Origin of the sequence: Botrimarina mediterranea, assembly GCF_007753265.1 — a bacterium.
Classification (GTDB): domain Bacteria; phylum Planctomycetota; class Planctomycetia; order Pirellulales; family Lacipirellulaceae; genus Botrimarina; species Botrimarina mediterranea.
The window spans coordinates 3,402,697-3,415,881 of sequence record NZ_CP036349.1; the positions used below are offsets into that span (position 1 = coordinate 3,402,697).

8 protein-coding genes are annotated in these 13,185 nt (G+C 63.3%); 3 read left to right on the forward strand and 5 right to left on the reverse strand.

Annotated features, from left to right (window positions below; translation table 11 throughout):
* Window positions 1-27 precede the first annotated feature (27 nt).
* The 4 genes from Spa11_RS13110 to Spa11_RS13125 form a co-directional block, all read right to left on the reverse strand.
* Window positions 28-1,029 carry a DUF1559 domain-containing protein gene (locus Spa11_RS13110; protein WP_197529376.1) on the reverse strand — a complete coding sequence of 334 codons (1,002 nt, stop codon included), beginning with the start codon at window positions 1,027-1,029 and terminating at the stop codon, window positions 28-30.
* Window positions 1,030-1,106: 77 nt separating this feature from the next.
* The gene (locus tag Spa11_RS13115) at window positions 1,107-3,020 is read right to left on the reverse strand and encodes an autotransporter outer membrane beta-barrel domain-containing protein (RefSeq protein ID WP_145112940.1); all 1,914 of its coding nucleotides are present in this window, start codon (window positions 3,018-3,020) and stop codon (window positions 1,107-1,109) included.
* 126 nt (window positions 3,021-3,146) lie between these two features.
* Window positions 3,147-4,124 carry a hypothetical protein gene (locus Spa11_RS13120; RefSeq protein ID WP_145112942.1) on the reverse strand — a complete coding sequence of 326 codons (978 nt, stop codon included), beginning with the start codon at window positions 4,122-4,124 and terminating at the stop codon, window positions 3,147-3,149.
* An 88-nt stretch (window positions 4,125-4,212) separates the two neighbouring features.
* On the reverse strand, window positions 4,213-5,214 hold the full coding sequence (locus Spa11_RS13125; RefSeq protein WP_145112944.1) for a PEP-CTERM sorting domain-containing protein: 1,002 nt from the start codon (window positions 5,212-5,214) through the stop codon (window positions 4,213-4,215).
* Between the two features lie 584 nt (window positions 5,215-5,798).
* Between Spa11_RS13125 and Spa11_RS13130 the strand changes: the two genes are divergently transcribed.
* The gene (locus tag Spa11_RS13130) at window positions 5,799-7,496 is read left to right on the forward strand and encodes an alpha-L-fucosidase (RefSeq protein WP_145112946.1); all 1,698 of its coding nucleotides are present in this window, start codon (window positions 5,799-5,801) and stop codon (window positions 7,494-7,496) included.
* A 422-nt stretch (window positions 7,497-7,918) separates the two neighbouring features.
* Window positions 7,919-9,904: a sodium:solute symporter family transporter gene (locus Spa11_RS13135; RefSeq protein WP_145112947.1), complete on the forward strand. Its 1,986-nt coding sequence runs from the start codon at window positions 7,919-7,921 to the stop codon at window positions 9,902-9,904.
* 230 nt (window positions 9,905-10,134) lie between these two features.
* On the opposite strand, the gene Spa11_RS13140 is transcribed toward Spa11_RS13135, so the two are convergent.
* The gene (locus tag Spa11_RS13140; protein ID WP_145112949.1) at window positions 10,135-11,226 is read right to left on the reverse strand and encodes a GntR family transcriptional regulator; all 1,092 of its coding nucleotides are present in this window, start codon (window positions 11,224-11,226) and stop codon (window positions 10,135-10,137) included.
* A gap of 494 nt (window positions 11,227-11,720) precedes the next feature.
* Here Spa11_RS13140 and Spa11_RS13145 point away from each other — a divergent pair, with 494 nt between their 5' ends.
* Window positions 11,721-13,169 (forward strand): hypothetical protein, encoded by a 1,449-nt coding sequence (locus Spa11_RS13145; RefSeq protein ID WP_145112951.1) that lies wholly within the window; start codon window positions 11,721-11,723, stop codon window positions 13,167-13,169.
* Window positions 13,170-13,185 lie beyond the last annotated feature (16 nt).

Genomic DNA, 13,185 nt, shown 5'->3' on the forward strand with positions numbered 1-13,185 from the left:
GTACGGCGTCAGTGATCGCCGGACCGCTTACAGGTCTTCGAGGCTGTAGGTCTCTTCGCCGGCACGGGTGACGAAGCACTCGAGAATCGCCAGGTCGGCGTCCTTCTGAATCGTGCGTGTGCTGCCATCGCAGAGTGTGGTGATCAAGACGCCGGGATGATCACCGCCGAACCAAGCGTTGCAACCGGCGCCGGACTCGCAGCCTTCACCAGGGTATTGCTTCGGAACTTGCGAAACGCTGCCTCCCTCCCGACGACTGAAATCCACGCCGCGCCCACCATCGGGAAGAGCACTCTTTACTCGGCTCAGAGCTCCCAGTCCAAGTATCGCGCCCGGGTTGTCGAGACCGTCGTAGATCGAAACTCGCGCTGCGAGCCAATAAGAGTTTTCGCCGACCATCAGCGTCTTCGACGTGCCATCAATGATCTTTGACAGTTTAGTCCGCGACTTGAACCGGTTCCCTGGCAACGACTTCGGCAGAATGATTGCGCCATCGAAGACGTGATCAAAACCACCGTTGCCAGAGCGGAAGGTGCTCGACACACAGGCGTAGTCGCCTTGAATGCCTCGCGTGCTCCCCGCGCCGTTGACGGCGCCGCCGGTGGGAGTTTGGATATACGGAATCACTTCCGACTTTAAGTAGTTCAGCGGCTGTTCGTGGATACGGGAAGGACAAAGGAACGTTGGAACGACCGTTTCCTTAACCAAGTCCGGCTGATCCCTAAAGTTGCGAGTGAAGTCCGCGGCGTTGCTGATCGCCGCTTCCTCCATGTACGGCAGCACGACGCCGGCCCAAGTGAACCCGCCGTCCCACATCCGGCTGGGCGGCAATTCCTTCGTCGAGTCGTGGTACATGTGGATCGCCAGCCCGATCTGCCGGCAGTTGTTCAGACACTGCGACCGCCGCGCCGCCTCACGGGCGGCCTGCACGGCCGGCAGCAGGAGCGCCACGAGGATGCCGATGATCGCGATCACCACCAACAGTTCGACCAGGGTAAACGCGTTGCGGCGTTGCGATCTACCTTCCACTTGCATCTTGCCTTCTCCGTAGTATTCCACGCTTGCGCCAACCGTTGCGAGCGGCCTTGGCGACAGTATTCCGACTCTCATCGGCGTCGAGCAGCCAGTCCGAGCATCACGACGACCATCGCAACCGATGACGGCTCGGGGACCGCACTAGCGACCGACGAGGCCGCGCCGGAGGTGGCGCCGTAATTGTCCCGCCACAGCTCGTAGTGAGCCTCTCCAACGGTCCCCAGACCGTTGTCGTTCGGCAGGCCGGCGGCGCCCAAGTTGTCCCGATAGACCGTGTAGTCCGCGGCGTTGACGATGCCGTCGTTGTTAAAGTCTCCCGCCGGCGGGACATAGGCTTCGTAAACCACCACGCCCGCGGTCGCTTCCTCTTCGCCCATCAGCAGGAAGTTGAAGTCGAGGTCTTGGGCGCTGCCATCGAAGAGTTCGCCGAGGTTGAGCGTGGCGCCGGGCGCCAACGTTGTGAACCCGGTGGTGTTGAACTCGACAAGTTGATTCGCGCTGTTGTTGATGGCTTCGACCCAGTCGGTCCCCGCCCCGTCGATGCCGGTCCAGCCCGCCGTGTCGAGCGACCCCGCGGCCGAGAGGATCTCGTAGCCGTCGATCTCGACCGTCGTCGCCGACGTGTTGCGGAGCAACGTGTCGCCCGAGCCAGACGGATCGACCTGCAGCACCAAGGTATTGGCCTTCGAGCCGGTGTATTGAACGACGCCGGGGATTTGGGCGCCGTCCGAGGAGCGACGGAAGGTGAACTGGAGGTCATCGACATTGGCGCCGAACTCGCCGGCCAGCGGGTTGTAGATCGCGCCCAGCGAGACGTCCGCGCCAAAGGTGGCGTCGGCGCCGATCTTCAATTCGCCGATGTTGTCAGCCCGCTGATCTGTCTCGATCCAGTCGGCGCCGAGTTGGCCCCCTTCGCTCAGGCTGGTCCAGGCGCTCGGCGAGGCGTTCAACAGGCCGCCTTCGGAGCCGATGAAATAACCGTCGAGTTGAACGGTTGACGAGCCCGGGTGGGTGAGCGTAGCGACGCCCGTGTCTCGATTGACTTCGAGCACGAGAACCTCTTCCAGGCCGATCTTGTAATCCATCTGGCCGCCCGAGGCGACCTTGGTCGCAACGAGGTTCTGGTTGTACGCCAGCGACAGATTCGAGTTGATGCTGGAGAAGCTGCCGTTGAACGAGTCGGCTTGCAACACCGTCCAGGAGTCGCCCAGGGCGGGCGTGTAACCGATGTCCAACGTCAGTGAGCCATTGAGGTTCGCCGTGCCGCCGGCGGTGATCTTGCCGCTGGCGTTGTTGCCGGTCGCTTGAACGATGTAGTTCGAATTGCCCTGCGAGCCGAAGGCCAGGGCGCCACCGACGGCGAAATTGGCGTTCGAGTAGACGTGCGTTACGGCGTTCAGCTGGGCGCTGCCGGCCGTAAGCGACGCGGTCCCGGCGCCGGCGCCGCCGACGACGATCGAGTTCGCCGCGTTGTTGCCGGAGACGAGGCTCGATTCGGCCGACATCGTCCCGCCCGGCAGCACGGTGAGCGTGCCGGTTCCGCTGGCGCTACCCACCGTGATGTTGCCGTTGACGGCCCCGCCGACCAAGGCGCGCATCACCCCGCCGCTGCGCACCTCGACGGCGCCGGATGTCCCACTGGCCTCGCCAATCACGATCCGGCCCGGATAGATCCCACCATCACTCGTCACATAAGCCAAGCCGCCGTTCTCGATGTAAGCGTTTTCGCCATCACCGATCGCGTGGTCTGGGATGAAGTTAAGTTGCAAGCCCGAACTCCACCAGTACGACTCGCCGTCGGTTCCAGCGCCGTTGGTGTCGAGGTTCCAATCGCCGTTGGGCGCGGGCTCTGCCGTCGTCGGCAAGTTCTGGATGCCGTCGCCGCGGAACTGATAGTTCGTCTGCGCCGCGGCTTGGTGAGTCACCCCGAGGGCCGCTGCAATGCAGGCGGCGAGCAGGGCAGGAGCTTTAGCACGTTGAGTCATTTTCAATCGCCTCTCGACGCTGGTCATAGGTCGCTCGATCATCGGCTGTGAGACGCCGGACTGGCGTTTGGGAGTGGTGTCAACTCGTAGCGGTCGGATCCGTTGAACTCGGTCGCAGAGGGCTTTCTAGCGTCTGCTGTCACGACGCCGGCGGGCCGCGCAACCGATGACGCCAAACGCGGCAACCGCCGCGGCGGTCGGTTCGGGGACCGTTAGGAACGCCAGCGCGCCCGCCGGGACCGGCCCGGTGTAGTTGTCCTTCCAAATCTGGAAGTCGTCGAAATCAACGAGTGTGTCGCCGTTAAGGTCGCCGCTGGCGATATCGACGACCGTCTGGCGGAAGTTCGTTGCGATCGCTTGAAGGTCGGTCTCGATATCGACGATGTTGTCGCCGTTGGTGTCGCCAGGGAGGAAAGTCGGCTGCGTGCTGACGAGGAAAGACAACCCGACATCACGCGCCGAATTCGACGCGCCGGACTCGGTGTAGTAGCGCCCGTTGGCGTAGCCATCGTTTCCTTCGGAGTCATTGGTGAAGGTCAGCAGCCCGATCGAGGGGTCCGACGGCGAAGAGAAACGCGTCGACAGTTCGATGGCGTAGCCCAAGCTATCCGACTCCGAGCCACGCGCCAGCAGCGAGAAGACCGTGGCGCCGGTCAGCGATAGCCGCAGATGCGTCGCCGAATCGGGCACAACGCCGTCGTAGGTTAGTTCGCGGAACAGGTTCGCCGGCGAGAACTGGTCATCGCCCCCGGCGAGCACGTCGTCGACCTCATAGATGCGGACCGTCATCCCGGTGACGCCACCGGACTCGCCGTTGAAGGCCAGCGTGATGTCGCCGACGTTGAACGTCGCCGGGTTTTGGAAGGTCTGCCGCAACCTGCGGTCTCCGGCGACACCGCGTTGCGCGTTCCCGGAGTACTGCTCCGTGTCATACGGATCGACGGTGAAAATCGCCGGGCTCTCACCGAACCCGTCGGCCGGGTCGGCGGTGGCGACCACCGCCGCGTTGGCGGACAGGCACAGCAGAGGGAGGGCCAGCAACCCAGCGGCCGCGACCAGCAGCTTCGGAGTGGTAACCTGACGGCGTGTAGGCGACGTGTGCATCCAGAAGTTCCTCAGGGCGGTGTCGCAAGCGGTGTCCGACAGCGCGAACGGTCCGCCGATTAGTTGAAGTTAGGCGAAGTGGCTCGTATCAAACGCGACGCTGGCGGCTACCGGCAAACGCGGCGGCGGCGATCATCAGCAGGGCAGCGGAGGTCGGCTCGGGGACGGACAAGAAGCCGAGATTGGCGCCCTCGAGCGAGCCGCCGGCATCGAGGAAACCCGTCTTCCAGAGACGGAAGTCGGCGAACGTGACGTCGCCGTCTCCGTTGAGGTCACCGTCGGTATACGCAAGGCCGCCGAGGCTGTAGTTCGTCCGGATCGGGTCGAGGTCCGCCAGATCGACGACGCCGCTCAGGTCGGTGTCGCCGGGGATTGGGGTGAAGGCCAGTCGCAGGCTGTTCTCCGCCGACGCCTCACGGGCCGTCAGACGCCACTCGGTCCCGATCGGCAAACCGGTCTCTTCGTTGACCCGTTCATCGGCGAGAAAGAAACTGACGACGCCGTTGGTGTCCGCATCCAAGAACGCGTCAAGATTGAGGTCGGTTGTGTTCGATTGCAGCGGTTCGCCGTCGATCAGAGTAATCGTGCCGAGCAGCATCACCTCCGTCAGGTCGATGCCGAGATCGCCAGCGGCGGTCGTCGCTACCGTGGGGTCGAAACCAAGGCCGTGTTCGTACCGCAGCGAACTCTCCGACCAGTTGGCTTCTCCGACCGAGCCGTCGGGGACGTTGTCGAGGTTCTGTTCGCCGTCGTTCAGGCCGTAGACGTTGAACGTTCCGTTGCCGTCACGGCCGTTGGCGAAGGTTCCTGTCAATGTGGCGAACGGAAAGAGCCGCGTATCGATCGACGAGATGTCGTACTTGAAGACGCCGACCTTCTTACGGGTGGTGGAACCGGAAGCGTCGTTGGCGAAGTTCCGGATCTCAAGGAAGTCACCGCGGTCGTTGGTCGTCGAGGGACCACGGCTGGTGTCGTTCGACGTGTTGGCGTCGTCGGTCGCGGTCAGGTAGACCTGCGCCTCGACATCGGAGATCAAGACGCCGCCTAACAAAAAGGCCGACGCAAGGATTGCTAGCGTGCTGCACTTCATGGTGTCTCTTGGTCGTTCAACGTGACGGAGCAGCGACCACCGCAGGGCAACGGCTGCTGCGGTGAGAGCGGTCCAGATCAGGTAGTCGGGCAAATCGAAGAGCCCTGCGTCGTCAACAAACGTCGATGCGATAGCAAGAACAGTTCGGCGCCGCTGTGCTTAGGCAGCGAAACTCAGTTGGGTTTGCGAAACGGAACCGCACGCCAGCGAGCGAGCGTTCGTGCGTCCTCAGGAAATCCAAGCTGCTATTAGTTCATTCATCTACTCACGCAGAGCAGACTCGAACGCCATCTCAAAGGAGGTCGTTGGTGAGTAGAACGCGAAAAGGGAGTCCGGCAATCGCCTTCGACTTGCGTCCAGTTGTCACTCACCCCGCGTCTTGAAGCAAGTCGCTTAGTTTGCAATTGCTTGGCGAATAATCGCACGTCGAGAAGCCGCCTTCTTTTGCGACACGCGGTGTCGCACCGCAGCTGGATGGCACACCATTGCCGCTTCAACGACGGCCCGATTCGACGCCTTGGCGTTGGGGGGATGGCGTAGCCTAACCTTGAATACCTCCTCCTCATTATTGCGAGCTTGCATCGATGATTTGCAATTCCGCCCGCGCACGCGCTAAGTCTGCCACCGCTGTTGGCTCACGGACGATCGCGCTCATCGCGACGGCCGCGTTGCTACCCGTGGTCTCCGCGCAACCCGGCGTCGATTCGGTCGCCAGGCTCGACTTCCCGATCGCCGATGGCCCGTTCGATCCCAACTGGGAGTCGATCTCCGCCAACCATCCCGGCACGCCCGAGTGGTTCCGCGAGGCGAAGTTCGGCGTCTGGATCCACTGGGGCCCGCAGGCCGCCGGCCGCTCGAACGACTGGTACGCCAAGCACATGTACCTGGAGGACCACCCAGCCGCCGCGAACCATCGCAAGAACTTCGGGCACCCCTCGGAGTTCGGCTACAAGGACGTGCTCAACCAGTGGCGCACGCCGAAATTCGACGCGCAGCGTTACATGCAGATGTTCCACGACGCCGGCTTCCGCTACGCCGTCGTCATGGGCGTGCACCACGACAACTTTGATCTCTGGGACTCGAAGCATCAGCCGTGGAACTCGGTGAACGTCGGGCCCAAGCAAGACCTCCTCGGCGCGTGGGCGAAGGCGGCGCGCGAGGTCGGCATCCGTTACGGCGTCTCGTTCCACCACGAGTACACTTGGTGGTGGTGGCAGCCCGCGTTCGGCGCCGACAGCAAGGGCGACAAAAAGGGCGTCCCCTACGACGGCCTGCTCACCGCCGCCGATGGCAAAGGCCAGTGGTGGGACGGCCTCGATCCGCGGCAGCTCTACGGCAGGCCGCTCGAAGGCTACCCCGAGTACGAACCCGTCCACCTCATCGCCCACGGCCGCGAAGGCATCTTCGAGAAGCACCTCCCTTATGCGGAGCAGTACGCCACGCAGTGGGCCCAACGCATCCAGGACGCGGTCGAGCAGCACGACCCCGACTTCATTTACACCGACGGCAACTCGTCGCAACCGTTCAGCGGCAAGAAGAGCGGCTCGGGCTATCGCTGCGACGCGGCGCAGCGCGTGGTCGCCGACTACTTCAACCGCACGCTCGAACGACGTGGAAAAATCGACACGCTGGCAATCATCAAGTTCAGCGAACCCCGCACCGGCCTCGCCTCGACCTCAGAAAGCCGCGTCCCCGCCGAGATGCGCGCCGACCGCGCCTGGATGGGTGAGCTGGCGATCGGCGGTTGGTTCTACGAACCCGGCTTCTACTACGACGCCGGGTCGGTCGTTCGCGCGCTATTAGAGTTCGCCTCGCGCGACGGCAACTTCGCCGTCTCCGTACCGCTGACGCCCGAAGGGGGACTCGATCCCGGCGCGCCGGAGATGCTCGCCTCGATCGGCGAGTGGATGCGCGTCAACGGCGAGGGCATCTACGGATCGAAGGCGTGGAAGGTCTTCCGTGAAGGCGACCGCACGCTGCCGCGCGGCGCGCTCGGCAAGAAGCAAGCCGACTTCGAGTTCACGACTGAAGACCTCCGCTTCACCGTCGGCAAGGACAGCGCGCTCTACGTCTGGGTGCTGACCACGCCCGAGCCCGGCGCCGAGGTCCGCGTCGCGTCGCTCGGCAAGGCGGCGGCCCTGCTCGAGGAAGAACCCGCGCGCGTCGAGTTGCTCGGCGCCGACGCCGAGGTTGAATGGTCGAGAGACGAAGACGCAATGACGATCATCTACCCTAACGCTACGGGCCTCCAGCACGCCGTCGGCTTCCGCATCACGCCGTAAAAAAATCTTGGCCGGATTCCCAAATTCGACCCGCCGAGGGCGGCTCTGCCCGCGTCGGAAAGACGACCCCCCTCAGACCCCTCTAGAACGCACGAGGATGGCCCTAGAACGCGTCTTGAGGCCCCACTCGAAAATCCCTCAACCAACCCAGAAATCGCGGTAAACGAGCGCCTGGAGGCTCGCAAGGAAACACCGGCCTTCGCTGCATTTTCAGGCAAAAAGTGGCTAAAAGCAGTTGCAATACCTAACCACATTTCGCGCGTTTCAAGGCGTCGGTTCCGACCCCAGAACCGATCGACCGGGCCGCGTCAGCGAACTATCATTCGCGTCTGGGTTCCGCGTCTGGGGATCCGTGTCGGGGATCGTGCGGCTGTGCTGCGACGCCTTCCCTCATCGTTAGGGAACCGTACGAGCAAATCGGGATGGCGGGCGCCTACCTCAACGCGCTAGACGGCGTCGTTATCGCGCTCTACCTGGGCGTGCTCTTGATCCTCGGCGTGTATCTCCAAGGACGCGCCAGCGCCGGCTTGCGGCACTACCTGGTGGGCGACCGCTCGATGCCATGGTGGATGCTTGGCGTCTCGGGGGTGATGGACTTCTGGGACCTAGCCGGCTCGATGGTCATCGTCTCGTTCCTCTTCCTCTTGGGGCCGCAGGGGTTGTTCGTCGAGTTCCGCGGCGGCGCCGTGCTGGTGCTTGCGGTAACGATGCTGTGGACCGGCAAATGGCGGCGGCGTTCGGGCTGTATCACCAGCGCCGAGTGGATGCTCTTTCGCTTCGGCGACAACAGGGCAGGGCGGGCCGCACAGCTGGCGCGCGTCGTCGCCGGAATCGCCATCACGACGGGGCTGATCGCTTACCTAGCGAAGAGCGCCGGACTGTTCCTTTCAATGTTCCTGCCGCTAACGCCGGCGCAATGCGCGATGCTGCTCATCGGCACGGCGACCATTTACTCGATGTTCTCGGGCTTCTACGGCGTGGTGATCATCCACGCGCTGCAGTTCTTGATCGTGCTCATAGCCGCTGCGGCGATCATCTACTTGTGTGTGAGTCAGACGCCCGACTTCGCCGCCCTGCAGGACGTGGCGGCACAGGTGACCGGCAACCCGGATTGGGGAGCAACGCTCCCCGCGGTGCGCGTCGCCATGCCGGCGGGCTACGAAGCGTATGAGCCGCTGCTGCTGCTCGCCGGCTTGTATTTGCTGCGTAACGTGCTGTTCGGCATGGGCGCCGGCGACGACCCCAAGTACTTCGCCGCAAAGAGCGACGTCGATTGTGCAAAGCTGAGCCTGCTGTGGATCACGCTGATCGCCGTGCGCTGGCCGACGATGATGGCGATCGCGGTTCTGGGCGTCGTCGCAGTGGGCGCCGCATTGCCCGACCCCGCAGCGGTGCGTGAAGCGGTCGCAGCCGTCAACGCCGCCTATCCCGATGGGGATTGGGACCAGATCACGGCTCGCATCGCCGCTTCTCGTGCGACGGCGCCTACCGAACTCACCAACGATCTCCGGCAGGCATTGGGCGACGACTGGCCAACTCGCCTGCAACTCACCACGCGCCAAGGGACGGTGAACCCCGAACGGGTCGTCCCCGCCGTGTTGCTCTACGCTATCCCGCCGGGGTTGCGTAGCCTCGTCATCGTTTCGCTGATGGCGGCGGCAATGGCGGGCTTCGGCGCCTGGATCAATCAAGCGGCCGGACTCTTCACGAACGATTTTTATCTGAAGCACGTGCGTCCCGCGGCGCCGGTGCGCGAGCAGATCAACGTCACGTGGGCGTTCATCCTCGCCATCGTCACCGCGGGACTCACCTTTGCTTACTCGGCAACGAACATCAACGACATCTGGTCGTGGATCATCATGGGGCTCGGCGGCGGGATGATCTTTCCCCAAATGCTGCCGCTCTACTGGCGCCGCTTCAACGGCTTTGGGTACGCGGCCGGCATGATCGCGGGCCTAACAGCTGCGCTCGCGCAGCGAACCGCCGCCTCAATGCTCCCACCCGTCTACGAAGTGCTGAACGAAGAGTGGTGCATGCTGCTGGTGATCAGTGTCGTCTCGTTGATCGCGGCGGTCACGGGTTCCTGCCTAACGTCGCCGACACCCGCCGCCGTGCTCCAAGACTTCTTTAATCGGACGAGACCGTTCGGATGGTGGAGGCGCGAGCGCGAGTTTTTGCCACGGGCACAACAAGCAGCGATCAACGCCGAAAACCTACGTGACCTTCTAGCGCTGCCAGTCGCGCTGACCTACCAAGTGGCGATCTTCTTGGCGCCGATGCTGCTCGTCGTCCAGAAATGGACCCACGCAGGCGTCTGTTTCGCCGTTGCGCTAGCTGCCTTCGCGATTCTGTATTACGCCTGGCTCGCGCCGATGGAGCAGACGACGCCGCAAGAAGACCTTCTGTAGGAGGCGTCTCCGACGCCGATTACGCGCACCATTATCTATCGGCACGGTGCGCGTAATCGGCGTCTCCAGACGCCTCCTACAAACCGGTGGCTAAGGCCCCGCGGCTGATAAATCTTCGCCAACAAAATCAGCCGGCACGCCTTAGCGTCCGGTTCTTCTAGGCTCTTGCTGCCGTTGGCAAATAAAATGAAAGAGCTCAAACCGGCGCCATCTCTCCGCGCCCTCCGTGGTTAACCAGCAGCGCCCCCAATCGGCCCAGTCGACTCGCCTTCAAAGAGCACTAGCTTCCGGGGTTCGTGCAGCAGCTCTTGGTCCCAGCTCTGGCGATCGCCGCCGGCGATGATCCACTCGAGACACTTGGCGATGAACTTCTCGGCACGTGGGCGTTCGAACGACGTGATCGAGGGGCTGATAAACCGACCGATCCCTTCGTTGTCGATCGTGCAGACCGACAAGTCCCGGCCGATCTCGACGCATTGCTCCCGCGCCGCCCGGACGACTCCCAGCGCAGCGGGCAGCGTGATGCACAGCACCGACGTGGCGCCACGCCCTTCGGTCGCCAGCCACTGCCGCGCCGAGGCGATCGCCGACTCAAAGATATTGCCGTCGGTCGTGCAGGGATCGTCGTAAACCGTGCCGGTTATCTCAGGCTGCTTCCCAATCCATTCCCGCCAGGCGTCGATCCGGGCCATCGTAATGGCGTTGTGCCCCTGCACGTTGAGGCAATCGATGCGCTCGTGGCCCAGGCCCACCAAGTGATCGAGTAACTTGCTCGTATGCCGCGGCGGGAACAAGACCACCGACGGGATGCCAAGCTCCGTCAGGTCCTCCGACAACGCGACCACCCCGTTGGCGTTGGCGAGCAGGTTGGCGATCCACTGCGGGATCGGCTCGGAGTTCGTGACGAGGAACACGCCGTCGAACTGCCGCAACGACTCGGTGATGACCGGATCGTCCCAATGCAAGTAATTCTGCACCCGGATCCGCGCGTCGTGCGCCCGCGCAACGTGCTCCGATACAAACAGCCATTGCTGAAGGTCCGGCGAGAACGAATCGGGCGCGAGCGACGGCGTCAAGAACGCAATCTCACGGCCCGCGGCGCTGTCGCCCTCCTGTGACTTGGGTTTGGGGCGCCGATTTGACGCCCGTTCAACGAGCCCCTTGCGCTCAAGTTCACCGAGCGCCTTACGCAACGTCGCGCGGCTCACGCCGCACTCTTCGGCAAGGTCGCGCTCGGCGGGCAGGCCAGTGCGCGCGTATTCGCCGTTGGCGATCCGTCGTTCGAGGAAGTCGGTCAGTTGTACGAGTTTCGATCGGCCCATTTCATGCCAGCGTCACCGTTACAGCCAAGCCGCGAGGCCGCCCGGGGTGCGGATTCGCAAAGCGAAGAGTACGGACCCACCCACCACCAATCAAGGCGACGACGCCCGCCGATGACGTTCCGTGTCGGCGCCGGCCTTTCAGCCTAATCATCGCGAGGCCCGCCGCGATCGCCTTTCAGAACTCGCCTTCGGGCGATCTAGCCGCCTACCAACCGCCTCAGAGCGATACGTCTTTTTTACCAATATTGGTCCACACCTGTTGCAATGTAGACCAATTTTGGTATGTTCGTAGTTGTTGGATCGTTTCCGCCGACAAGAGTGGCGTTGCTCAAGGGGGGTCACCCGTTGCTGACCGCCCGGTAAGGAACGTCCGACACGCTCTTCACTCCTCTGTTCACGCTGTGCTGTTCAGGCCGTCCAGGTCTTGGCGGCTTTCTAATCTGCGTCCCTTATCTGCGGCCTCATTGTCACTCGACTCTTGAAGGAGGGTTCTGATGCGTAGCGCAACTACGTCGGTAGCGTTGATCGCCCTGATGCTCATCGGCCTTTCGCCGGCACAAGCGCAGATCGAATGGATCGGCGCCAACAGCGACGATGCCCTGGACGGGACCAACTGGGACGGCGGCGTCCTTCCCGGCGTCAGTGATAGCGTCGTCTTCCGCAACGGTGGCGATTCGAATCCGCTGGCGGACTTCGGCGCCGCGGACGTGGAGTGGGCCCACATGCTCATGAATCACGCCGACGTTGGTACGACACTAACCGGCGCCGGCACGATCACCTTGAACACGCCCGGCGCCGGGGTCGATATCGGCGTCAAGAGCTTCGAGACTCAGGGCGGCGAACGTCTCTCGGTGATCCACCCGAACATCATCGCCAACGGCGTGATGGAAGCCCGCAACGGCCACAACGTTGTCTTCGAAGGGGACGTCACTTCCTACACGCTGCACTCGTACAACAACTCGGTCTTCACGTTTAACGGCAACTACACCCAAACGGCCTACGACGGCAGCGAGTTCTTCACCGGCAACCACGAGGGGAGTTCGATCGTCTTCAACGGCGGCCTCAATCTCGACCGTCCCGCGTTCTACGGCGACCTCGGCATCCGCAACGGCCTCACCGTCGCCTTCGGCCCCGATGTCGTGCTCACCAAGACCGGGCCCTTCGAGACAACACCCGGCCTCGGAACAGTGAACCTCTACAACCAGTCCACCATCCGCCTCGACGGCGACAACGCGCTCGACGCCAACACCGACCTCTTCTCTCGTGACGGCGGCGGCGTTGGTGAGAATACGCTTGATCTCAACGGCTTCAGCACGACGGTCGAGTTCATCGCCACGGTGCCCGACGCCGGCCCCACCAGTTTTGTCGTCGATTTCGGCGAACAAGCCGGCGCAAATACCTTTCGCTGGCTCGCGTCGCACTGGATGCCGGGCAACTACAAGATCACGAACTTCGAGGTCGGCGTCGATACGCTCGAACTCGGCGAGCTGGGATCGTTCTTCTGGACCGCCGAGGACACGACGACCGAAGGCGGCGGCTCGCCCGACATCGAGGTCAAGAAGTCGCAGATCACGATCAACGGCCTCCCCTACGCGGCCTACGACCCGCTGAAGACCGACGCCTACTGGACGCTCGTCGATCCCACCGTTAGCCGTGCAATCGAGGTCTTCAACGCCCCGCTCTTCGGCGACTTCAACGACGACGGCGAAGTGAACGCGGCTGACTACACCGTCTTCCGTGACAACCTGGACGGCAACTCTGCAGCGCTGAATGGCAACGGATCGGGCGCCGCCACAGTCGGTCCCGCCGACTACCAGCTCTGGACGCAGAACTACGGCCGGACGAGCGGCTCGTCCGTTGCGATCCCCGAGCCCGGCGCGATGCTCCTCGCTATTACGGGCGTGGCGTGGTGCGGACGCTCGCGCCGTCGAACCTCCGTGTGATCCGTCCTCTTGATGC

What these genes read in the sequence shown, in the direction of transcription:
- Spa11_RS13115 (WP_145112940.1), bottom strand. Translation starts at nt 3,020, where the DNA reads ATGACTCAACGTGCTAAAGCTCCTGCCCTGCTCGCCGCCTGCATTGCA.
- Spa11_RS13130 (WP_145112946.1), top strand. Translation starts at nt 5,799, where the DNA reads ATGATTTGCAATTCCGCCCGCGCACGCGCTAAGTCTGCCACCGCTGTT.
- Spa11_RS13125 (WP_145112944.1), bottom strand. Translation starts at nt 5,214, where the DNA reads ATGAAGTGCAGCACGCTAGCAATCCTTGCGTCGGCCTTTTTGTTAGGC.
- Spa11_RS13120 (WP_145112942.1), bottom strand. Translation starts at nt 4,124, where the DNA reads ATGCACACGTCGCCTACACGCCGTCAGGTTACCACTCCGAAGCTGCTG.
- Spa11_RS13140 (WP_145112949.1), bottom strand. Translation starts at nt 11,226, where the DNA reads ATGGGCCGATCGAAACTCGTACAACTGACCGACTTCCTCGAACGACGG.
- Spa11_RS13145 (WP_145112951.1), top strand. Translation starts at nt 11,721, where the DNA reads ATGCGTAGCGCAACTACGTCGGTAGCGTTGATCGCCCTGATGCTCATC.
- Spa11_RS13135 (WP_145112947.1), top strand. Translation starts at nt 7,919, where the DNA reads ATGGCGGGCGCCTACCTCAACGCGCTAGACGGCGTCGTTATCGCGCTC.